Source organism: Paenarthrobacter histidinolovorans (genome assembly GCF_014647595.1).
GTDB classification, from domain to species: Bacteria; Actinomycetota; Actinomycetes; order Actinomycetales; family Micrococcaceae; genus Arthrobacter; species Arthrobacter histidinolovorans.
In genome coordinates this window covers 326,994-349,337 of the sequence record NZ_BMPM01000003.1, presented here as the reverse complement: position 1 = coordinate 349,337, position 22,344 = coordinate 326,994, and the positions used below count along the sequence as shown (strand labels likewise).

General features: G+C 59.9%; 16 protein-coding genes. 5 read left to right on the top strand and 11 right to left on the bottom strand.

The window, feature by feature from the left end; all coding sequences use genetic code 11:
• Window positions 1-41 precede the first annotated feature (41 nt).
• The 3 genes from IEY62_RS09595 to IEY62_RS09585 form a co-directional block, all read right to left on the bottom strand.
• Entirely contained in the window at window positions 42-1,598 is a 1,557-nt protein-coding gene (locus IEY62_RS09595) for a DUF3502 domain-containing protein (protein WP_189016632.1), read from the bottom strand.
• Between the two features lie 84 nt (window positions 1,599-1,682).
• A complete protein-coding gene (locus IEY62_RS09590; protein ID WP_189016629.1) occupies window positions 1,683-2,681 on the bottom strand; it encodes a carbohydrate ABC transporter permease in 999 nt (332 codons plus the stop codon).
• Window positions 2,678-3,661, bottom strand: coding sequence for an ABC transporter permease (locus IEY62_RS09585; RefSeq protein ID WP_189016626.1), 984 nt, complete (start codon window positions 3,659-3,661; stop codon window positions 2,678-2,680). Before IEY62_RS09585 ends, IEY62_RS09590 begins: the two co-directional genes overlap by 4 nt.
• Window positions 3,662-4,145: 484 nt before the next feature.
• Here IEY62_RS09585 and IEY62_RS09580 point away from each other — a divergent pair, with 484 nt between their 5' ends.
• Together IEY62_RS09580 and IEY62_RS09575 are read left to right on the top strand one after the other, a co-directional pair.
• On the top strand, window positions 4,146-7,625 hold the full coding sequence (locus tag IEY62_RS09580; RefSeq protein WP_189016622.1) for a putative Ig domain-containing protein: 3,480 nt from the start codon (window positions 4,146-4,148) through the stop codon (window positions 7,623-7,625).
• 787 nt (window positions 7,626-8,412) lie between these two features.
• Window positions 8,413-9,456: an alcohol dehydrogenase catalytic domain-containing protein gene (locus IEY62_RS09575; RefSeq protein WP_189016619.1), complete on the top strand. Its 1,044-nt coding sequence runs from the start codon at window positions 8,413-8,415 to the stop codon at window positions 9,454-9,456.
• A 386-nt stretch (window positions 9,457-9,842) separates the two neighbouring features.
• Here IEY62_RS09575 and IEY62_RS09570 read toward each other — a convergent pair whose 3' ends face one another.
• The 7 genes from IEY62_RS09570 to IEY62_RS09540 form a co-directional block, all read right to left on the bottom strand.
• A complete protein-coding gene (locus tag IEY62_RS09570) occupies window positions 9,843-10,862 on the bottom strand; it encodes a Gfo/Idh/MocA family protein (RefSeq protein ID WP_189016616.1) in 1,020 nt (339 codons plus the stop codon).
• Window positions 10,859-12,265 carry a glycoside-pentoside-hexuronide (GPH):cation symporter gene (locus tag IEY62_RS09565; RefSeq protein ID WP_189016613.1) on the bottom strand — a complete coding sequence of 469 codons (1,407 nt, stop codon included), beginning with the start codon at window positions 12,263-12,265 and terminating at the stop codon, window positions 10,859-10,861. The genes IEY62_RS09570 and IEY62_RS09565 overlap by 4 nt, the downstream gene beginning before the upstream one ends.
• A gap of 344 nt (window positions 12,266-12,609) precedes the next feature.
• Window positions 12,610-14,145, bottom strand: coding sequence for a sugar ABC transporter ATP-binding protein (locus IEY62_RS09560; RefSeq protein WP_189016610.1), 1,536 nt, complete (start codon window positions 14,143-14,145; stop codon window positions 12,610-12,612).
• Between the two features lie 48 nt (window positions 14,146-14,193).
• Window positions 14,194-15,195, bottom strand: coding sequence for a substrate-binding domain-containing protein (locus tag IEY62_RS09555; protein WP_189016605.1), 1,002 nt, complete (start codon window positions 15,193-15,195; stop codon window positions 14,194-14,196).
• A 22-nt stretch (window positions 15,196-15,217) separates the two neighbouring features.
• On the bottom strand, window positions 15,218-16,264 hold the full coding sequence (locus tag IEY62_RS09550) for an ABC transporter permease (protein ID WP_189016602.1): 1,047 nt from the start codon (window positions 16,262-16,264) through the stop codon (window positions 15,218-15,220).
• Window positions 16,265-16,396: 132 nt separating this feature from the next.
• Window positions 16,397-17,050: a KpsF/GutQ family sugar-phosphate isomerase gene (locus IEY62_RS09545; protein ID WP_189016599.1), complete on the bottom strand. Its 654-nt coding sequence runs from the start codon at window positions 17,048-17,050 to the stop codon at window positions 16,397-16,399.
• Between the two features lie 155 nt (window positions 17,051-17,205).
• Window positions 17,206-18,144, bottom strand: coding sequence for a sugar-binding transcriptional regulator (locus IEY62_RS09540; protein ID WP_189016597.1), 939 nt, complete (start codon window positions 18,142-18,144; stop codon window positions 17,206-17,208).
• A gap of 259 nt (window positions 18,145-18,403) precedes the next feature.
• Here IEY62_RS09540 and xylB point away from each other — a divergent pair, with 259 nt between their 5' ends.
• The 3 genes from xylB to IEY62_RS09525 are packed head-to-tail and all read left to right on the top strand — an operon-like array spanning window position 18,404 to window position 21,080.
• Window positions 18,404-19,870 carry a xylulokinase gene (gene xylB, locus IEY62_RS09535; RefSeq protein WP_189016595.1) on the top strand — a complete coding sequence of 489 codons (1,467 nt, stop codon included), beginning with the start codon at window positions 18,404-18,406 and terminating at the stop codon, window positions 19,868-19,870.
• Complete coding sequence (locus tag IEY62_RS09530; protein WP_189016592.1) at window positions 19,843-20,535, top strand: beta/alpha barrel domain-containing protein; 693 nt, start codon at window positions 19,843-19,845, stop codon at window positions 20,533-20,535. The genes xylB and IEY62_RS09530 overlap by 28 nt, the downstream gene beginning before the upstream one ends.
• The gene (locus IEY62_RS09525) at window positions 20,532-21,080 is read left to right on the top strand and encodes an SIS domain-containing protein (protein ID WP_189016590.1); all 549 of its coding nucleotides are present in this window, start codon (window positions 20,532-20,534) and stop codon (window positions 21,078-21,080) included. The genes IEY62_RS09530 and IEY62_RS09525 overlap by 4 nt, the downstream gene beginning before the upstream one ends.
• A gap of 397 nt (window positions 21,081-21,477) precedes the next feature.
• Here the strand turns inward: IEY62_RS09525 and IEY62_RS09520 are convergent, their stop codons facing one another.
• Window positions 21,478-22,332 carry an SDR family NAD(P)-dependent oxidoreductase gene (locus IEY62_RS09520; RefSeq protein ID WP_229785165.1) on the bottom strand — a complete coding sequence of 285 codons (855 nt, stop codon included), beginning with the start codon at window positions 22,330-22,332 and terminating at the stop codon, window positions 21,478-21,480.
• Window positions 22,333-22,344: the final 12 nt, after the last annotated feature.

Sequence of the window (22,344 nt, the reverse complement as noted above, 5' to 3'; positions counted from 1 at the left end):
CCCAAGCCTTTCTACTGATCGTGGTTCTTGCGTGTCTTAATTCAGGATTGCTTTTTGACGTGGGCGTTGGCCTGCTTTTCCATCTCTTCCTGCAGTTTCGCAACCCCGGCACCGTCGGCAGCCTTTTTCAGTTTGTCCAGCTGGTCGTCGACGTCGACGACGCCGTAGAAGAGCGGGTTGGCGAACTGTGTGATCACGTTCGACATCGCTGCTACCTGCTGTTTGACGGGCGTGGTGTCCGGGATAAAGGACGCGAGTGGGTCGAGCGTGAAGTTATCGAAGTTCTGTGCCCAGTCAAAGATCTTCTCTTCAGTAGGACTGATGGACAGGGACTTTCGCTCCAGGCTTGTCCGCCAAGACAGGGCGTAGCCCGGGAAGGCGTAGTCGTTAAGGGGCTTGAACTTGTTGCCTTCCGCAGGTTCCCAGTCCGTGCCTTCAATGCCGTACGTGATGAGGTCGTGGTTTTCCTTGATGGAGAGCCAGTCCTGAAGCTGCAGGGACCGGTCAAGGTGGCCGCCTTTGGAATTGACCACCACCATATTGTCGGCTTGGAACGTTTGGTTGGGTTTGGCGGACAACCCACCGGTGAGCGGCATGATGTTGGCCAGCGCTGCACTGGGGACGGCCTTTTGCAGCGTACTCAAAGAGTTGCTCGAGGTGCCGTCGGTCATGGCCCATCCGGCCGCATACTTGCCCGCCGTCCACTGGCTTTTCAGTGTGGCAGCGTCCGTGTTCAGGGCGTCCGCGTTGATGATTCCGTCGTTGTAGTACTTGCGGATCCGGTGAAGCGCGTCCACGACGCCTTCATCGTCCCAGAATGCCTTCGGCGCAGTGGACCCCGTCTTTGCCGCATCTTTTGCGAGGAGGAAGAACATGCCCTTGCCGCTGAATGCGCGGGCGATGGTATCCGGATTCTCCCAGGACGCGGCGTTGAACATTCCGGTGGGCACCGGAAGCGCGTGAAGGTACCCGCTGTTTGACGCTGCCCCATAGGCCACCGTGCCATCGTTTTTCTGCTTTACTGCGTAGAAAAAGCGCTCGAGCTGTTCGAAGTCTGTGATCGTGGAGAAGCCCAGGGAGTCGGCCAGGTCCTGGCGAATGACGAAGTGCTGCACCCGCGCCGCACTATTGACCTGCGGTATCCCCCAGAGCTTGCCGTCCCAGCTGTTGGCCTCCAGCAGTTTCTTAGGCAGCGTTGCGCTGAGGTTCTTGTACTTGCCCACTTCATTGGTGAGGTCCGCGAGGGATCCACTCTGCTGCAGCTGTGCCATGTTCAGCCACAGCGCTTGCAGCGCCGAGTCGAACTTCTCCCCCGCCGTGAACTTAAGCAGGGACTGCTGCTGGTAATTGGACCAGTTGATGAACTGGGCGTCCAGCTCAAAGCCCAGATCGCCTTTGAGCTTGCCGTTCACCTTGGCCAGGACTGCATTCCACGTGGCCGGAGCGGTACTGGGCAGGACAGCCACCGACGTTCCCGTCACGGCTCCCCCGCTACTGGAACCACCCGAGGTGCCACAACCGGCAAGGGCTGCCGCGACGCCTAGGCCGCCAGCAAGACCAAGGAAACCACGCCGGGAAACTGATGAATTGGGAATCATGTGCTGCACTCCTTTGTACGCTGGCATCTACGGGCCAGACATCTGCTTATTGGGATTGAAGATGGAACGCGGAGATATTGTGCTTTAGCCCTTGGTGGCGCCAAGCGTGAGGCCTTTGACGAAGTAACGTTGCGCGAACGGGTAGGCCAGGAGGATGGGGCCGATGGTGACCACGGTCAGTGCCAGGCGAAGCTGGTAGATCGGGGCCACCGAGCCGGATCCCGGGAGCATAGCTGCGTTGGTGACGTTCGCGATGAGGTTCTGCAGCATCAGCTGCAAGGGGTACTTCTCGGGATCCGAGATGAAGAGCATGGCCGTGAACCACTCGTTCCAGTAGGACACGGCATAGAACAGTCCAATGACAGCCAGGATGGGCTTCGACAAGGGGAGGACGATTTCAAAGAAGACCCGGAGTTCTCCGGCTCCGTCGACCTTTGCGGAATCAAGGATTTCCTCGGGGAGTTGGCGAAAGAAGCTGACCGCTACGAAGACCAGGAAGGGGGCCATCATGTGGGGAAGGATGACAGCGAACCAGTTGTTCTGCAGCTGCAACACCTGCGTTACCAACAGGTAGAGGGGTACCAGACCGCCTGAGAAGAGCATGGGCAAGTAGGCGAAGATTGTCAGAGGCCTGCTGATCCGGGGCATCCGGCGCGCGATGACCCAGGACAACGACGCCGTGGCCAACAGGGACAGGACTGTGCCCACCACGGTGATAAACAACGTTGCCGCGTATCCCTGGAAGACGGCCGTTCCGCTGAAAATGGCAACGTAGGCGTCCAACGAGAACGGTTCGGGAAAGAAGCTGTAGCCGCTGCGGGCAAGCGTGGATTCTGCCGTCAACGAGCCCGCCAAGATCATCCACAACGGGATCAAGGCAAAGAGGCCAAAGATCGTGACACCCAGGTAGCTGATGACCGTGAAGGGCTCAAGCTTTGTGGCTTTCTTGCTGCCTCTGTAACCTGGGGCCGGGGTCGGGTTCGCTGCCCGGGAGAAAATACTGCGACGTTTCGCCGGCGTCGTTCCATCTGCCGCAGCAGCATCATTCGCCGCTGCCACGCCGGATGTTGTGGAGGTGCTCACAGGATGCTGCTTTCTTTGGAGTAGCGGCGCTGAATAAGCACTGCCGCTGTGACGAGGATGAATCCAACAACGGACTGGAAGAGGCCAATCGCAGCCGTAGTACCGAAGTCACCGATTGTCCTGAGGGAACGGAAGACGTACGTGTCAATGACGTCAGTGGTAGAGAAGAGGGTGCCGTTGTCGCCGATGATGGCGAAGATCGTGCCGAAGTCGCCGTAGAAGATCCTGCCGACGCCGAGCACGATCAGGATGGCGGCCGTCGGCTTGAGAAGTGGCATCGTAATGGACAATGCCATCCGCGCCCGGGTGGCGCCGTCGAGCATTGCCGCCTCGTAGACGTCCTCGGGAATAGAGGTGATGGCTGCCAGGAAAATAACCGACATGTATCCGCCCAACTGCCAGACCTTCACGATGGTCAGGATCCACGGCCACGGTCCAGGTTCCGTATACCAACTGACCTCGGGAAGGCTGAACAATCCCAGCGCGTCATTGACCGCTCCCCCATGGCCCCCGGCGCCGGCGAGTATGACCTGCAGAATGATGCTGATCACGATTGGTGAGACGAAGTACGGGAAGAAGATCGCGGACTGCATGAACTTCTTGAAGACCCGGGCGCGAAGTTCATTGAGCATGATGGCAAGTGCCAGCCCAGCTCCCAATGTTGCCGCGAGAAACAGGACATTCAGGACAAGCGTATTCAGCACGATCGCCGGAGCATCGCCGCTTTCAATGAAGTACTTGAAGTTATCCAGCCCGCTCCATGGGCTGTTAAAAATTCCCTTACTGACATCGAAATTTTTGAAAGCGACGATCAGGCCGGCCATGGGGGCATAGGCAAAAATCAGGAACCATGCGATACCCGGCGCTGCAAGAAGCAGCAGGACGCCGGAACCACGGCTGCGTTGTTTTCGTGACTGTCTGGCGTGCGCCCTATAGACGGGAACCGCACTGTCTACGGGATTTTCTTTGTGGGTGGTCATGCGCTGTTGCATGGCACACTCCCTTGACTCTAGAAGGTGAGGACTCACAGGGATGGGAGACTATGCCGCCGTGGCATTCTCCCGACTGGGAAGGTTTGGGATTCGAACGTGGGGAAAACGTTATCCCCAATATTGAGGTCTGAATCACAACCTGTCAAGAGGCTCCCGGAAACGGCTTCACAAAGAATCCGGCAGCTCCGCAACGGCGGAGAAATCTCTACAGGAAAACGATTGCCTGAACACCCTCACGCAGCTAAGCTTGCCGACAATCGGCCGTTTACAGGCGTTGCTCATGCACAACCCGTGACGCTGAACCGGACCGATATTTACGGCGATGAGCTTCTCAGGCTCGCCGGCAGTTCCACTCCAGCCCGTTCATATATCGCAGGGCCACCCGATGTCCTGCGTGAATTTTGCGAGCCCGGAGATAGCTGCGGAACTGCACAACATCACTCAGTCAAGACATATCGTTCCAGGAGGACCGATGAAGCATCCTTCAACCATGAGGCGATGGGCCCGCTTGCTCGGGCTTGCCGCCGCTGTTGCCCTCGTGGCACCTGCCGGAGGCATTCCCGTCATTGGGAGCGTGACACCGGCCATTGCGGATTCCGGGCAGGAGGTGACCATTACCGAAAGCGTCGACGCGAGCGGTTTTGTCCACCCAGGAATTGGCGTAAGCGCTGAGAGCCTCCGCAATGCCCGCGCCATGGTCAAGGCAGGTACGGAACCGTGGAAGAGCTACTACGCTGCGATGGCGGAGACACCATTTGCGGCGCGGGATTTCCGCTCCTCAAATTCCAGCAGCATCATTGACTTGCCGGGCACCACTGCCTTCAACTCCCAAGGTGTACAGAGCAAGCTCATCAGGGATGCGTTCGGAGCCTACACACAGGCAACCCTCTATGTCATCACAGGTGATCCCGTGTACCGCGAAAACGGCATGCGGATTATCCGCACGTGGAGCAATATGGACCCAACGAAGTACGCGTACTACCCGGATGCGCACATCCACTCCGGCGTTCCGCTGTACAGGCTTGTCGCGGCAGCCGAAATCTTCCGCTCAACAACTGTCCCGGACGGCTACACGGCCTACGACCTCGGCTGGCATGACCAGGACACGAGCAAACTCAGCACCAACCTCATCGTGCCGATGACGGAAACTTTTCTACACACGAACTGGCGCTACCTGAACCAGCACACTTATCCCCTGCTCGGTTCCATCGCGGGGTACATCTTCACCGGAAACCGGGACCGCTACTCCGAGGCCGTCGAGTGGTACACGGTCAATGCTTCCACGTCCCGACCGGAGCAGAACGGCTCCATCGCAGCCCAGTTCCCCCTCATACCGGCCGATGATCCCCTCAATCCCTTTGGCTATTCCTTCGTTCAGCACCAGGAAATGGGCAGGGACCAGGCCCACGCCTGGGACGGCATCAACACCACCGGGGCGATTGCCCGGTTCCTGACGATCCAGGGGACGAAGGTGGATCCGGCTGTAGGCACGGTCTCCACGGCTCCGGATGCCGTGTCACCCTACAAATTCCTCGGCAACCGCCTGCTCAGCGCAGCCAACGCGTTCACGGGGTACATGCTCGGCTACGAAACCCCCTGGATTGACACCACGGGCGGACCCGGCCGGCTTTCAGAGGCGTATCGCGGACGGATGTACAACCCCATTGACGAGCTCTACAACGTCTACAAGTACGAGCTCGGAGTTGACGTCGAACGCGAGGCGCCCTATGTCGCCGAACTGCACGCCAAAGCAGACGGGCCGAAGTTCTTCTGGGGCATAGGCGCCTACAACTCCTGGGAAAGCAACCCCGACTACAGCCCCGAGTTCTGGCTGTCCCTGCCGCCCTCAGTTGCCGGCCAGGCCCGGCCCGTCGCCACGGATGCCAAAGTACAAATGGAGACCCGCAGCTCGGCAACGGACGGGAGGAAGCTCAAGGTCCTCAGCGAAGAGGGACGTACGTATGTTCAGGTCAATGCCACCGGCAAAGGCCGCACCATCGCGGTGCGAACCCTCATGTACGTCAGCCGAAGCGGCTACAGTCCCGTTGGCGTGCAGTTCCGCACCAACGGCCCCGCGACCCTGGCCATCGGTAAGGACCCGGCAAACCGGCTATCCGTGCCCCTTCCCGATACCCACGGTCAGTGGCGCTACGTTACCTATGACGTCGACGCCGAGAAGCTCACCGGCATGAGCCTTGGTGGCGAAAATCTGGCCTACTTCACGGTCATGAGCCCAAGGGATGATACACAAGTCGACTTTGACTACGTGAACCTCGAGGCCAAGACGCAACTGACCGTCCCGCAGTTTCCCAAAGACACCACTACTCCCCTCATCGGGCTGGCAGGGGTAGAACTCTCACGCTCGCTCGCGGCAACAGATGCTGGCGGCGATGCACTCCAGTACTCCGCTGTAGGGCTGCCGACGGGGGCCGGAGTGGATCCCGCCACAGGCCAGCTTGCATGGGTTACGCCAACGGCAGCAGTCGGCCAATACTCGTTCCAGGTCACCGCCGATGACGGTACATCCGTGGCGACGCGCCCCGCAAAAGTGATCATTGCAGCGAACCGGCAGGCCGCCGTCGACACGGCGCTAACTGGTTTCGATCCGAAGGCCGTTTATGAAACGCCGTCCTTGACAGCCTTTGAAAAGGTTCAGTCCGAGGTCCGCTCAGCCATTGACGGGGCCGACGACGCCCACTTCCTCGACCAGCTCGTCCGTCTCCAGGACGCGGTCAAGTCACTCAAACTCCTGACACCCCGCCTGGGCGGCGACGGATCCATCGACTACCGCGGACTCGTCGCCACCGACCCGGCAACCGTTCAGCCCATGAACCTGCTGGACGGAAACTTCGACACCACCACCGGAGACCTGCGCGCACCGTTCACCGTCGACTTCGGCCAAGGCTTCCAGGTTTCAGCGGACGCTTTCGGCCTTCAGGCCCGGTACAACTTCGCCAACCGTTCCCAAGGCGCAAACGTCTACGGTTCCCGCGACGGACGGTCGTGGACACTTCTCACCGAACGCGAAACCACCGACACAGCCGCCACCGGCTTCGCGATGGAAACCATCCCCGTGCGGGCTGAAGTGGCAGGACAGACGTTCCGCTACTTCAAAGCCCAAGTGGACCATCCCGGTGTGGCAACTGACCCCGCGTACCCTGGCATCTCATCCTTCAGCGAGTTCCATATCCACGGCGAACGGCACGAGATGGCAATGGCTATTTCCTCACTGTCCATCTCCACCTCCAACGCGGACAAGACTCTGGCGACCAACGGCGACACGGTGACGCTCAGCGCCGTCGCAAAGGAGCCATTGTCCGAGCTGAAGGTAGTTGTCGAGGGACAGGCTGCGATCGCCACATCCGCCGACGGGATCAACTGGAAGGCCACTGCGCAACTGCCCAACGACGTCGGATACGGCCGCGACGTGCAGTTCACCGTGGACTATCAGACTGTGTCCGGCAAGACCGGCACGACACTCACAGCCACCACCGACAACAGCCGCCTTGCCCTGTGGAACACCGCAATACAGCGGGTTTCGGTAGCTCAAGGATGGGTCAACGCCTCCACCCGGGCGTGGCCCGGAACAGGCACCACACAAGAGAACGCCTGGAAGATGTTCGACCGCAACACCGCCACGTACACGGACACCACGACGGCGAACGGCTGGGTGACGGTGAGCCCTACCGACGCGACGCGCATCACCGCGGACATCGTCCGTGTGTACCCGCGAACCGGCTTTGTGGCCCGGGGAAATGGAACAGTTGTCCAAGGTTCCAACGATGGCGGCGCTACGTGGCAGACATTCCTGAGCATTACTGGCATGGCAGCAGCCGACTGGTACACCTTCGCTCTTCCCCAGCGTGCTGAGTTCGCCCAGGTCAGGGTGCTCGACGAACATGGTGGCAACACGAACCTTGCGGAAGTGGAGTTCCTGCAAAGGGAACCATAAAGCCACGCGGAAGGAAGCGAGGGCCGGTTTGTACCAGCCCTCGCTTCCTTGTCCCTATGTCCCGGCCGATATGGGGTCGCAACCCCATCCTTAGCGCGCAGGTGGTGGAGTTGGCCAACACAGGCCATGCCACATTTGCTTATCCCCCGAACCATGATCTCCTAAGCCAGGGCATCACCGAAGTCCGCTCACCGGGAACAAGCCGTCGTATTAGAGGGCGGCAATGAAGATCCTATTGGCCGGGGCGCTGCCCCAGCTGTCCATCGTCGTACCGCCATCAAGAGTCATGGTCGTGGGATCGGCCTTGGATTGACTGCGTCCCACGCCTCTCGGCTGAAGCACCTACCGATTTCCCTCCAACCTTGTATTGTCGTTGACACGCGACAATAGGAGTGCTTGACTCTACGTGTTCAAGCAGGGCTTCTTCCTCTGCCGGCCCCTATTGGAATGTGCACAGGCCTCAGTCTCTATTGCTCTTCCACTGACGGATGCCGGCTCGAGTGACGATTCCCTTAGGCGCGCCGCTGAACCGCTCGTACGTCAGGGCACATGGAAGAGGTTCAGGACTCCATTGCCGCAACGCGGTGCAACACCACGTTTACTGGGACTCCTCCTGCTTACGGCGGGTATAACCAACCCAGCTGATTTGGCCGCAGACCGATGACGTGACGTCCTCCCTCACGGAGGAACACGCCTAATTGGTCTAGTCCCGAGGCCGGAACAACATGTTTAGAAAAAAGCACCCTGGTTGCTTCCAGGGGTTCACCACTGAAAGAGAGCTAAATCCATGCGGGCTTACCGAATTCCAACCTTCGAGTCGACTCCGGAATGGCAGGACGTCCCCGTACCAGTTGCCGGTTTTGGGCAAGTGGTGATTCGCGTCGCTGCCGTAGGACTCTGCCACTCCGACTTAGCCATGCAAACGATACCTGCCGCTCTCGGTGAATCTCTTGGGTGGGTTGCTCCCTTCACGCTTGGCCATGAGATCTCCGGCTACGTCCATGACATCGGTGAAGGCGTTGATGGTCTTACTATCGGCGAAGGGGTGGCGGTGGCTTCTCCGAGCTGCGGGCACTGCTGGTTTTGCGTCCGCGGAGAGAGCAACAACTGCGTGAAAGGCACTGTGGGCCGCGGATTCGGGGACGACGGCGGACTTGCTGCATACGTGTTGGTCAAGACACCGAGAGACATCGTGAAGCTCGGCGGCCTCGATCCCGTTATCGCCGCACCGCTCACTGATGCAGGAGCAACGGCCTTTCACGGCGTGAACCGAGTGCGTGAACTGCTCGGCGCCGAATCCACTGCGGTTGTGATCGGGGCTGGTGGGCTCGGATCTTTCGCAGTGCAGTTCCTCCGCGTCCTCACGCCGGCGCGGGTGATCGCTTTCGATATGTCCGATGACAAGCTGAACCTGGCGAGCGAACTCGGTGCCCACGAAGTTCTTGAGGGCGTTGGGGAGGCTACTGTTAATGAGATTCGGGAGCGCACCGCCGGGCGTGGAGCAGACGTGGTCCTCGACTTCGTTGGCATCGATGCAACAATCAACGCCGGCGTGGCGGCGGTACGCCCTGGTGGTGCTTACGGCCTGGTCGGGGCCGGGGGCGGAAGCTTGAGTACCCCCGGGGGCTGGTATCACTTGCTCCCGAGGGACGGGCAGGTGTTCAGCTACCAAGGGAGCACTCTTGCTGACGCAGAATCGGTCATTGCACTCGCTGGACGAGGCCTCATCACGAGCCCCGTAGAAACGTTCAACGCGGATCAGGTCGAGGAGGCCTACACCCGCCTCCACGAAGGAAATTTGCGTGGTCGGGCTGTCATCACTTTCGACTAAGCATTTCATTCCCGTTCGAGAGCCCTCGGAAGGATTGGGGCTCAACTCGGTGCGCTATCCGCATTCCGGCCCCAAGCATCGATGCGGCCCTTCACACCACCGTTAAATATTATCGGCCCGGGCTCAAGTGCAAGGCCCCGTAAGAACGACGTGCGGTGCTGCCCGCAGGCAGCGCCGCACGTCGAAGGGTCGCGCCGAGGCGTGCCCCTTCCATGCGCGTACAGGTCTTTGCCAGGGTGATCACTGAGGATCAGACACGCAGCACCTGGTCATTGCCGAGCCTGATGCAGCCCCCAGCGGGGAAGACAAGGTCGTTTGGGCAACTCTCCTATGCGTCAGAGCTGCTCACACTAACGACACTGGAGTCTATCCGGGCTTGGCTCGGCTCAATCTCGCCCTACTGCTGCTCGGGAGCGGCTGGCTTGATTCAGTATTTTGGCGCGCATCCGCTCTAGGAGCTCGATGACTGCCACGGTGTCGTCGGGTGAATGCTCTTTGCAGTAGCGGTCCCCAGCGTTTATGGCGTCGCCAATCGCGCGAATCATTGGAGAGTATCCGAACCCATCTGCCGGTCGTTCTGTTCGCACCGGCTGGGTGAACGCGCTGGCGATGTCGCCACTGCGCACAGTGAATCCTGCCGCCGCCCAGAAGGGCTGATCAACGGAGATCCATCCTCCTGTTCCGTTGATCGACGCACTCGGATCTGTGTATTCCTGCATGGATCCCGCGATCTGCGCGAAACGACCGTCGGAGAACTCGAGCGTGATCCAGTGAGTGAGGTCCACACCTCCCTGCGCATCACCCGAAACATGGACGCGTTCAGGGTCTCCCATTAGCGCACGAACGAGGGAGACGGCGTAGATCCCTTGATCAAGAAGAGCACTACCCCCGAATACCGCGTCCCGCCGGCTGCCATCATCTTTGGGAAACGGCAGGCCGAACGATGCCCGGATACTCCGCAGGTGGCCGATTCCTCCTGCATTCACCGCGGCTAACACTGCGTGGAAGATGGGATTGAACATCATCCACATTGCCTCCGTAAGGAATCGGTCCTCCTTTCGAGCGATAGAGAACAGTTCTCGAGCCTCATCAGCATTCATCGCGATGGGCTTCTCCACGACGACGTGCTTTCCGGCCTTCAACGCGGCGGCGGCCATTGTGTAATGTGTGGCCATCGGCGTCGCAATATAGATCACGTCAACAGATTCGTCACTCAATGCGTCACTGAATTCGTAGGAGGAGGCGACCGAGTATCGATCGGCGAATTCGCGACCCCGCGCGGCGTCGCGGGACACGATGGCCACAGGGACAGAGCCTTCCACGGTGTTAAGGTCAGAAACGAAGTATTCGCTTACCCCGCCCGTGCCCACGACTGCCCACCGCAGCGGCTGTTGAACATTAGTCATTTGCCGCCCTCCGGATCGATTGCCTTTTCTGCGTGACGAACGATACGAGCCTGAACGTCCGGTGCATGGCGTTCAACCCGCAGGAACCACACGAACACCCCCATTGCAACAAGACCGAGCAGCGGGATGTAGAAGGATAAGGCGAGGATGGCTTGGATGACCTCTGACTCCTGGGCCGGAAGAGCGGCGTTGTAACCGCCGGCGGCGAGCAACCAGCCACCAACCGCGCCGCCCAGACCGGCACCGACCTTCTGACCGAAGACAACACTGCTGTAGATGAGCCCGTCGGTTCGAACGCCGAACTTCCACTCACCATAATCGACAACATCCCCCACGATCGCGAAAATACCGGCCATCAGCGGCACCATCCCGAGCCCACGGACCATGGCGCAGGCGATAACCAAGGGGGCGTTCGAGGGCGCGATGAGAGCGACGACGATGGAAAGGATCATGACCGCGATACCGGCCAGGAACATCCGGCGCTTCCCAAACCGTTCAATGAGCTTTGGCATGAAGCCGATCGTCAACAGGGGTGGGAGAAGTGCTGCCGCGCTCAAGATTCCAAAAAGTGAAGGGTCGCCCAACACATCATTTGCAAGGTATACCCCTCCCACCGCCATGAGCGACGTCACCAGGTAGAACGTCAGAAACAGCCCTGCCGCCAGGAAAAAGTACGTGTTGTGCAAAAGGGCGGACCCCAGCACACGGGCGGGTTGCTTGACGCTGCTGTCACCATCCCGGGCAGCGTAGACCCGCTCGCGTGTTCCGAAAAACACTGTAACCATCGCGGCGATCGCAAACATCGCATAGATACCGGCCGCCATAGTCCACGCAAACTGTCCAGAACCGAGCGCCTCGACAAGCGGTAGAGTAAGGACGCTAACTACGAGGCCGGTAAGGAGCGCCGCGAAAAAACGGAAAGAGGTCAGCGTCACTCGCATGCGCGAGTCGGTGGTCATCAGACCCATGAGCGCGCTGTATGCGATGTTTGAGGCAGTAAAGAACACCGCAGTAACGAGCGTGTAGGACACAAGGGCCCAGGCTACGCGCGCGTTCTCGTCCAGGTTCGCTGGTATCGAGAACATGGCAACGAAAGCAATTGCAAGCGGTAACGCAGTCCACAGCACCCAAGGTCGAGCCTTTCCCCAGCGGGTGGATGTCTTGTCTATGAGATAGCCAATGACCAGATCGGTCGCTCCGTTGAGCAGCTGGCCTACAAGCAGGATTGTCCCGGCGACCGCGGCCCCAATGCCGGCTACATCCGTGAAATAGAAGAGCGCAAACGTCGACAGAGGGACATAAATGAAATTCGAGCCGATGTCTCCCACTCCATAGGCCACCTTCTCTGGGAGCTTGATACCGATACCGCGCGTTCCATAGGGCGCGGGGGCGACAACAGACATTCCTACTCCTTTGTGGGAAACAGTGGCGGCGCTTCCAACAGCGCCGGAAAACAAATTCAAACATGACCATTGACGCGCGTCAATGAAATGTTGAAAGATGAACTTGGTGACACGGACTGCGTGTCCCGTTGAGGTTCCGGCGGCTTACGTCAGCCAGCGCGAGGTGAGCCGGTGCGTCCACCATTTCTCGACTCTTCAGGTGAGGCCCAGCACGACCCGCCAGGTGTTGGCACCTTCACGCCCACGCAACGGTGGCTCCCTAAACAAGAAAGACGCCGTCGATAAATCCGACGGCGCCTCTTGGCAGTTCTAGCTTCAAAGGCTTGGCGACGGGACCCTACCTTCTACACGCCCTCCTTTGCTTCGGCCCAGGCAAGTTCGCGTAGCTGTGCCGGTGTGACCCCGTTGCGGGGGTACACCATGCCGTCGCAAGCGCCGTGCCGGAAGACCACAATCGAGTCCGCTAGCATGGTTAGCTCCTCTTCTTCGGAGGAGACAACTATGACCGCAACGTTTTGCTCACGGGCCAGGTCCCTCACGATCTTGTGAATTTCACTCTTAGCGCCGATGTCCACACCTTTGGTCGGTTCGTCCAAAAGCAGCAGCTGGGGGTTCTGCAGAGTTGCGCGAGCGAAAAGTGCCTTCTGCTGGTTGCCACCGGACAACGAGGTGATGGGGTTAGTCACGTCCCCCCGGATCGTTACTTGAGCCAGCGACTGTCGTGCAGCGTCGCGCAAAGCCTTCCAATGCAGCACGCCGGAGGACTGGAAGCGGTTCAGGACCGGCAAGACGGCATTGTCCACGGACGACATCTGAGGGATGAAACCATCAGACTTTCGCTCTTCGGAAAGAAAAGCCACCCCCTTCGCGATGGCTTCAGCAGGCTCCTTGGGGCGGTACGGATTCCCGTTCAAAGCGAGTTGCCCGGGCGCTACCGGCTCCGCGCCGAAGACCGTCCGAAGGAACCGGGAGCGTCCAGCCCCGATGAGCCCATAGATGCCGAGGACCTCACCTGCGCGAACATCCAACGAAACCCCTGCCAAACCATTGCCGATGACGTTCTCGGCTCGCAGAACCACCTCACCGAAGCGGTCTGCCCGGGCAGCATCGTCGAGGATTTCCAAGTCAGCGATGGACAGCTCGGCGTGGGACATGAGGCCGTCATCGAGGCTGCCATGGTCTCCAACGATTGCATCAATTACTGCCAGCCTGTCAACGGTGTCAACAGGGCTGTCCAGAACGATGGCTCCGTTCGCCAGGCCCACAATGTGGTCGGCGATGGCAAAAACCTCGTCGAGTTTGTGATCCACCAGCAGGACACCGAGCCCATTCTCTGACGTCAGCCTTCTGATGATGGCCAACAGGTTCTCGACCTGTTCCTGCTCCAACGCTGTTGTGGGTTCGTCGAGCAGAAGGTATTTGGCATCACGATTAATTCCTCGGACCACCTCGAGGAGCTGGCGTTGCGCGACGGGCAGTTTGCCTACCGGATCGGTCGCCCGGGCCGGGATCCCGTATTCGCGGCACAGTTCATCTGCCCTGCGGTTCATTTCCTTTCGGTTCAGGAAAGGGCCGGTCACCCGTTCGGTTCCAAGAAAGAGATTTTCGGCTACGGTCAGCTCATCAACAAGGCTGAGCTCCTGATAGACACAGGCGATTCCGGCGGCTGTCGCGTCTGCAGGTGAATGGAACTGATCTGAAGTCCCGTCGACGACGATGGTCCCGTTGTCGGGGACTTCGGCGCCGGAAAGGGAACGCAGCAGCGTAGATTTACCTGCACCGTTATGTCCGATGAGGGCGACCACCTGGCCTGGTTGGACGTTGAGACTGACGTCAGTGAGCGCCCGAGTCTGCCCGTAAGATTTGGAAATGCTGGTCACGATAAGCCCTGAGGCCACGATGGTCTCCCTTCAAGAACGTTTGTTTGGTTAGCCGACTTCGCCTTGACCGGGGGTCTGGCCATCCACGAAAACCTTCAACGGCTCAAGAACTTCCTTTTCAACGCTCTCACCAGCCAAGTGCTTTTTCATGTTGTCCAGGACAATCTGTGCGTACTTAGCTGGCTCCTGGGCCGCGCAGGCAGCGTAGGTGCTGGTGAGTTTTTGATCCGCGGCGCAGAAGGCGTAGACCTTGACCTTGTCGGCTTTACCCTGTTGGGCGACTGCCTGGAGGGCGCCTACAGCATGAGGACCGGCATCTGCGAACAGAACATTGATGTCGGGATTGCCCTGCAGGAGGTCGCCGGTGACCTGGAGGCTGACGCTGGGGTCAATCTTGCCGTTCACGGTCTGGACCGTAGAGGCGTTGGAGTTCTTGGCCAGGGCATCCTTGAATCCCTGGTCACGCTGGTTTGTCGGGATTTGATCAGGGTTACCGATGATTCCGGCAACAATCTTCGCATCAGCACCCAGGTCCTTGAGAACCTGTTCGCCCATCTGGGTGCCGCCGGCAACTTGGTCGGCGCCCACATACTGCACGAAGGAGGCGTTCTGGGTCTTGAGGTCATCGGGTGAAATGATCACGTTTACTGTGAAAACCGGGATGCCCGCGGCGTTCAATGCCTTGACGCTTGCCGCGCCCGGGCCGGAGTTCACAGCGTTCAGGGCTACTGCACAGACGCCCTGCTGAATGAATGAGTCGACCTGGGAGAGCTGGGTCGAGTCGCTGTCATTCGCGATGGCGACTTTGACGTCGTAGCCCAGTTCTTCACCATGTTTCTTGAAGCTGTCCTGCATCGCGACGTAGTAAGGGTTGATCGTGTTCGGAAGCGCAACGCCGATGGTCGGCTTGTCAGTGGAGCAGGAAGCGGGGAGCTTTCCGGAGCTACTGTCGGCTGAAGGTGCCTCGAGGGCCGGATTTGAGCAGGCTGCGAGGCTTACGGCCAGCAGGCTTACGGCAATGGTCGGGCCAAAGGCTTTTCGGATCTTCATTGATTTTCCTTTCAGGGAAACGCTATGGGTGTTGCTGGGTGATGGGGGTTTGGGCTTGGGTGGTGGGGGCTGTTGCAGGAGAGGGGGTCGCCCCGGACCCGGTCCCGGAAGCAGGGCGTCGGAGGATTGGCTTTCCGCTCCGGTACCGCCGCAACGTGTCGAACGAGACGCCGGCAAGGATGATCAGACCGATGACCAGTGACTGCCAGTAGCTCTGAACGTTCAGGACGTTCATGCCATTGGAGACAACGGCGATGAGGACAGCGCCGATCATGGCGCCGAGGACGCTGCCAGTGCCACCGAACAATGAGATCCCGCCGACGACCGCGGCTGCGATGGAGTAAAAGAGCTCGTTGCCCGTTCCTGTGGAGGGGAACCCGACCATGAGGCGCGAGGTTGCTATGAGCCCACCCATTCCTGCGCAGAAGCCGCTAACGGCATAGACCAGGATCGTCGTGCGGGAAAGGCTGACACCTGCTAGGCGGGCGGCGGCCTTGTTGCCACCGAAGGCATACACGTGGACGCCGGGTCGGGTCATCTTCAGGAACAACGCTGCCGCGATAGCGGCCACGGCGAGAAGCAACACGGGAACGGGCACGCCGGCGATGCGGCCTTGCCCTATCCACGAGAAGCCAGCCTCACGTACCGCTACGGAATTGGCTCCGGTGATGATGAGCGGGATGGCCAGGGCGACGCCTTGAGTTGAGAAGGTGGCGATGAACGGAGGGATCCTCAGGTAATGGATGAGGAGACCGTTCGTGACTCCCAAGGCGGTGCCGACCAGCACCGCAAGGGCGGCTCCTACAGGCCAGGGCAGCCCAGCCTGCATGAACAGTGCCGCCACCACGCCGGTCATTGCTACGTTGGCCCCCGTGGAGAGGTCGATTCCGCCTGTGAGCAGCACAAAGGCCTGCCCGAGGGCAAGAAACGCGATGACAGTTCCGTTGACAAGGAGCACAAGCCCGTTGTCGAGGGTGCGGAAAGTCGGCGACAGGACGCTGAGCACCGCCACAATAGCGATGAGAACGGCGAAGATACCCGCTTCTTCAGGTATGCGTCGCTTATTCATGGGAAACCTCTCTGTAGGGGTAGAACGTTTGCTCAAATGAGACTGAGAATTCTGTGGATGCGATTGAGTAACGCCGGCAAGGGTAGGGGGCTGAGTTCGCTTCGATCCTGTGTGACCGCTCGTAAGTGCCGTTCATGAGTGTTCCGGCGAGGGCGGAATGTGCAACGGATCGAGCGCGACCGGCAGAACAGTGCGGTCGCCGACAGCCCCTCCGGGATGGGTGTATTGCACCCGCGACCAGCTGTACTGCCTTGCTCTCATCAGCATCAACGCCATTGCATCCAGCCAGGCGCTGTGGGCCAAGGTGCTGCCCATGGCTATCAATCCACCAGGGTCTGCTGGCTGATAATGCCGCAGGATGATCGGAATGTCGGCTAGCTGATAGAGACGGGATTCCCGGGAGCACGTCAGCGCGACCACTGTCACGCCCTCGCCTTGTACGCGTTCGACCAATTCGTTGACTTCGCTGCTGCTGCCGCCCTTGGAGAGAGCAATCAGGACATCGTTCTTTCGGACTGCGCCCATTGAGCCATGCAAACCGTCGGTGGGATTCATATAGAAAGACGGGGTTCCGGAGACCGACAGCAGGTGGGCCGCCCGCCGGGCGATGAAGCCGCTGGTGCCTGCCCCGGTGACGATCACTTTGCCGACGCCGTCCAGTAGAAGCGAAGCCACTTTGACAAATGATTCGTCAAGTTGCTCGGCGACCTCAAGCACGGCTTGGCTTTCGGCCGCGATAAACGTTCGTGCGGCGTCGAGCACCTGCTCCGTCTGTGAGTCGGTCATCTTCGAACCCTTCTATTCCTGTGGCACGGGCCACAGTTCCAGTATTCGAAGCCGAGGGCTCATTTGACAAGCGATACTCTCAAATGAGCGCTAGGCTCAATTGAGCCCCTAATCTTCCGGCGGAGGACGACGTCTCTCCTGCCTCATGATTGGATCTACGGCAAGCGCATTAGTGCCCGGGCGAGGGACCTGTCCGTAACCAAAGTTGTCCCTAGTCCGGCGTGCAGTGCTGCACGAATGGCATTGGCCTTGTTCGCCCCGGCGGCGACGAGAATCAGCTCCGGGATCCTCTTCATGCCCTCGTAGTCGAGGGCATTAGTTCGTTCGTCAAGGTCGGTCACAATGCCTCCGTCTTTCCTAATGAGTGTCGCCAGGATCTCGGCAGCGACACCCCGCTTGGTGAGGGCATCACGGACCTCGGCGCTCAGCGCATCGCGCATCTGCGACTCCGGCGGGTCCCAGCTGCCCACGGCGACCGCTGCCACCGTGATCTTTTCGAAGAGCCGATATGCGGACTCGACCCCGGGTTGGTGGCGAAGACCCGCCGCAGTTGCCGCATCGGGAACGACGAGGGGAACGAACATAGGGAATGCACGGCCGCCGCCGACTTCACTGACGCGACGAACCAGCTCCAGTGAGTTCTCGTTGACCGAACCTGCCATACCTCCTAGTTGGACAACCGGACAGGGAGCAATGTGGGTCAATTCAACGGCCATGGCACTCATTGTTCGACCCCAGCCGATGCCCAACACATCCTTGTCGGTAATCAGGTCGCTGATCAGCTTCGCGGCGGCAGCCCCGACACGCCGCCGAAGCCGGGCGGGGTGTCGCTCATCCTCCGGGGCATCCACGACAACAACCTGGCGGTAGCCGAAACGCTTCCGGACCATCTCTGAAAGCTCAATATTCAGCGCCAATGGTGCCGAGATGGTGAACCGGACAATGCCCTCGGCGACGGCGACCTCGAGAAGGCGGGCCACCCGGAAGCGCGAGATTCCCAGATCTGAGGCGATCTTGACCTTCGATTCACCGTCAACGTAGAAGCGCTGCGCAACCGTGGCAGCGAGAATTCCTTCCCCGGAATTTACGGGCACAGGCGCACTCCTTAGAACCGTCATCTGCACCCCTCTGGATGCCTCTCATCTGAGCATACCGCTCAAATGAGGGCTGGAGTTGTCATTTGAGTGCAGTGCTCGAATACTTGACGGTAACGCGGATGCTGAAGTCTTTCTCCCTTGATTCAGACCTCGGTCAGAGGTCTGAACCCGCGATGCCATCCCGATCGGCTCGACGCGATGCGATCTTGGCTTTGCCGGAGGGCTCAGGAGGACGGCGGCCAACGAAAGGACACTCATGCCCCTCATAGCCGGCGTCGACTCCTCGACCCAGTCCACAAAAGTAGTCCTTTGCGATTCCGACACCGGACAGGTCCTGGGCACCGGGTCCGCGCCCCACCCTCGGACCTCTCCCCCGCTCAGCGAACAGCACCCGTCTTCCTGGTGGGAAGCCTTGCTGAAAGCCTGGCACGCGGCCCTTATCGCGGCCAACGCCGCCGGCACCGACGTCAAGGCGATTTCGGTCGCTGCACAATGCCACGGCCTCGTCGCCTTGGATGACTCCGGCGCGGTTATCAGGCCCGCGAAACTGTGGAATGACACCACGACCGCACCGGAAATGGAGGAACTCCGAGAGGCACTGCCCTCCAGCGAATGGGCACGCCGCGTCGGCTCTGTTCCGACGGCTGCTTTCACCGTTTCCAAGCTGCTTTGGTTCAGGACAGCGGAACCCGAGAACTTCAAGAGACTGGCCCAGATCCTGCTGCCTCACGACTGGCTGACCTACAAACTCACAGGGCAGTTCGCGACAGACCGTTCCGAAGCCAGCGGGACCGGCTATTACAGCGCAGAGCACGGCCGCTACGATCACGACATACTGGCTCTGATTGATGAGTACACATCCTGGGACCAGTTGCTCCCCCGGGTCATGAACCCGGCTGAAACCGTTGGAACTGTAACCGCCGAGGCGGCGGAAGCTCTGGGCGTCAGCCCCACCATGATCGTCGGTCCCGGCGCCGGGGACCAGCATGCAAGCGCTCTGGGATTGGGCGCGCGTCGCGGCGACCGCGTCCTGTCCTTGGGAACGTCCGGGGTGCTGTTTACAGTGAGCGAAACGCCAGTGCACGACGACCAAGGCATCGTCGACGGCGTTGCAGATGCCACAGGTGGATACCTTCCTTTGGTATCCACTCTCAACGCCGCCAGAGTGACGGATGCTTTCGCCCGGATCCTGGGGGTGGATCACCAGGAACTGTCCAAAATGGCCTTGTCCGCTTCACCGATGGACGTGCCCGTCCTAGCCGCCTTCCTCGACGGCGAACGCAAGCCGAATCTACCCCACGCCACAGGAACTCTGGCGGGCATCCGCACCGACATCACCCGCGATCAAATGGCCCGGGCTGCCATCGAAGGGGTCATCTTCGGCCTCAGGCGAGGAGCAGAGCATCTGGACCGTGTCGGAGCACCCTCAGGCGGGAAAATCATCCTCACTGGCGGCGCGGCCCGGTCTGAGGCCTACCGACAACTAACGGCAGATGCCTTCGATTCGGACGTGCACACATCGGCCAGCTTGGAATCGGTCGCCGTGGGCGCCGCCATTCAGGCTTCTGCATGCCTTCAAGGCCTCGACGTTCACCACGTCCGCGATGCCTGGGCTCCCGAGCCGACCCTGGCAGCCTCGTCCAGAGACTCCGAAAGCAGCAACCAGGCTTTCGAAAGATACAAAATTGCTGCCGAGTGGCGCGGATCGGACCGGCTGCTTTGAACACAGCGCTTGAGGCTAGCGCCCGCAATGCCGGAATCATGCTGGCCGGAAGTGTCATAGCGGTACCGGCTGACCAGCGGGACAGCCTGACTGGACGACTTCTGGACGCGCGACACTGGGTACACGCAGACATGATCGAAGGGCGCTATTTGGGCCAGGAAGGCGTCACGATCGAAGAGATCATCCGCCTCGCCGAACTCGCCGGTCCGCGGCTTGATGCACATCTGATGGTCGACAACATGGTTGAGACAATCAGTCACCTGCCTCAGGACATCGGACGCATCACGATCCAGTATCCTGCGGTGGATGCCATCGAAGAAGCGATGGCACACGCCCGCCCGAAGGCCCGGTCAGTTTGGATCGCACTGGACAGTCCCTCGACGTCGGTACTCAGCAGAGCATTGGCCTGTGGCCCCGACGGGTTGTTGGCCATGCTCACCCCTCCCGGACAGGCCGGCCACGCCGCGGACCTGCGGCGCCTTGACCCCATCAAGAACGCGGCCGGCACGAAGGTGCCGTTCGGAGTGGACGGCGGCGTCAACGAGGAAAACTTCAAGCTGCTCCAGGAGGCAGGTGTTACCTATGCCGTCGCAGGACGGGCACTGGTTCGCGCCGCACGCCCCTCCACTTCCAGTCACCGACCCATCAATAAGGCAAAACCATGACCTTCACAGCACACGAACCGTCGGCCGCTTGGCAGAGGATTGGCATAGAAGTAAGCCAGGTACTGGAGAATATTGACCCTCTCGCCTTTGGGAACTTCACTCAGCTCTTCCACGACCAAAGTCGCCGTTGGTTCTTCACGGGCCAAGGCCGCTCGGGGCTCGTCGCAGAGATGGCCGCCATGCGCTTCATGCATCTCGGGTTCGAAACGCACGTACTCGGCGAAGCCACCGCACCGGCCGTGCGCAATGACGACGGCCTCTTCATCATTTCGAACTCCGGCAAGACACCCCTCAGTGCTGCCTTCGCCGAAATTGCCCGGACAGAAGGCGCCATGATCGTCCTGCTGACCGCCGGCCCCGGCAGCCCTCTCGCAAAGCTGGCAGACGCCACCCTCACACTGGCGTCTTCAACATCCGAACAGTTCGGAGGCAGCCTTTTCGAGCAAGCATCGTTGATTGCCTTGGACGCCCTGGTGCTCGAGTTAGCCACCAATGACGCTGCAACATATGAGAAAATGAGGCGCCGCCACACGAACATGCAGTAATCCACGGACGAAACCGGAAACCCATGGCTTGGCCGAGCACGGCACCAAGAGCGTCATCGCAGGGTCAATACCGCGCGAGGGCGTCCAAGGGCCAGTCTGGTGTGAGTTTTGCTGCTGCCCCGGGGGAGATCGCGGTCGAGCTGATTTGGTTCGAATTTGGCCCACGTGAGTTGGATTTACGTGGCCGGCGCAATTCTCTTGATATGCCTACCCAAGTCCTTCTCAACTGCCCTCCGATGAGCGACACCATCTTGGGCCAACCAGAGGACTGCACCGTCAACAGTCACGGTATCCACGACGCCTCTGTCCATGAGCCGGTCCCGGTCCCAGATTTCGATTTCGAAGCCCGTGAGTGAAGTCCAGTCCTCTACAGGCTGCCAGGGACCGGATGGAGCCATCACAACACAGACTTCATCTGACGGCCAATGAACTCCGTCGTAGTTCGTGGGGACATTCGTGTTGCGGCATCGAGTATCTTGGCGTCTGCGCCGACCAAGACGCGGAAGCTGCCCTTTTCAAGTCCTTGGATGATCTTGGCCGCTGTTGCTTCCGGAGTGGTCGATGGTGCTTTTCGGCCCTTGGGGTCGATTGCTTTCACCCCGGAGTTACCGCTGATGTCGGTACTGATGTTTCCCGGGAACACGGTCGTGACAGCCACGTTCGTGCCGTTTAGTTCTTGGTATAGGCCTTCACTGAACTGTTTGACGGCGGCCTTCGACGCTCCATAGAAAGTCTGTCCCGCGAACGGTAGCAATGCTGACAGACTCGAGATATTGACGATAGCCGCTGCGGGGCGCGTGCTCAGAGCGGGCAAAAACGTTTGGCACATGTTTACCGTGCCCCAGAAGTTCACGTTCATGACGCGCTCAAGCTCTTCAAAGGACACATCGGCCATTCTGACAAAACGTTGGATAATTCCTGCCACGTTGACGATGCCATCGACGACGCCGTGATGCGTAGTGACGTCCTCCAATAGCGCCAGGACAGCCTGGCGGTCGGTAACGTCCAATACATGAGTCGTGAGCGCAGTACTATCTCCCGATGCCGCGGTGGCTGTGCCGTTGAGTGCATCAGCACTCAGGTCCGCTGCTGCGACGGTTGCGCCCCTACGGAGGAGGCCCAGCACTACCTGACGGCCGATGCCGTTGCCGCCACCAGTGACTACGAACGTCCTACCTTGAATCTGCATTTCGTCATTCCTTTGAACGAAGCTGGTCGGTCTTTCAGAGATGTCTGGGTAGTTCCCAGGCATCTCGGTCTTTGT

Bases quoted from the DNA above. Each gene is read 5' to 3' on its own strand.
- IEY62_RS09595 (WP_189016632.1), bottom strand. From the start codon at position 1,598: ATGATTCCCAATTCATCAGTTTCCCGGCGTGGTTTCCTTGGTCTTGCT.
- IEY62_RS09585 (WP_189016626.1), bottom strand. From the start codon at position 3,661: ATGACCACCCACAAAGAAAATCCCGTAGACAGTGCGGTTCCCGTCTAT.
- IEY62_RS09580 (WP_189016622.1), top strand. From the start codon at position 4,146: ATGAAGCATCCTTCAACCATGAGGCGATGGGCCCGCTTGCTCGGGCTT.
- IEY62_RS09575 (WP_189016619.1), top strand. From the start codon at position 8,413: ATGCGGGCTTACCGAATTCCAACCTTCGAGTCGACTCCGGAATGGCAG.
- IEY62_RS09570 (WP_189016616.1), bottom strand. From the start codon at position 10,862: ATGACTAATGTTCAACAGCCGCTGCGGTGGGCAGTCGTGGGCACGGGC.
- IEY62_RS09565 (WP_189016613.1), bottom strand. From the start codon at position 12,265: ATGTCTGTTGTCGCCCCCGCGCCCTATGGAACGCGCGGTATCGGTATC.
- IEY62_RS09555 (WP_189016605.1), bottom strand. From the start codon at position 15,195: ATGAAGATCCGAAAAGCCTTTGGCCCGACCATTGCCGTAAGCCTGCTG.
- IEY62_RS09550 (WP_189016602.1), bottom strand. From the start codon at position 16,264: ATGAATAAGCGACGCATACCTGAAGAAGCGGGTATCTTCGCCGTTCTC.
- IEY62_RS09545 (WP_189016599.1), bottom strand. From the start codon at position 17,050: ATGACCGACTCACAGACGGAGCAGGTGCTCGACGCCGCACGAACGTTT.
- xylB (WP_189016595.1), top strand. From the start codon at position 18,404: ATGCCCCTCATAGCCGGCGTCGACTCCTCGACCCAGTCCACAAAAGTA.
- IEY62_RS09525 (WP_189016590.1), top strand. From the start codon at position 20,532: ATGACCTTCACAGCACACGAACCGTCGGCCGCTTGGCAGAGGATTGGC.
- IEY62_RS09520 (WP_229785165.1), bottom strand. From the start codon at position 22,332: ATGCCTGGGAACTACCCAGACATCTCTGAAAGACCGACCAGCTTCGTT.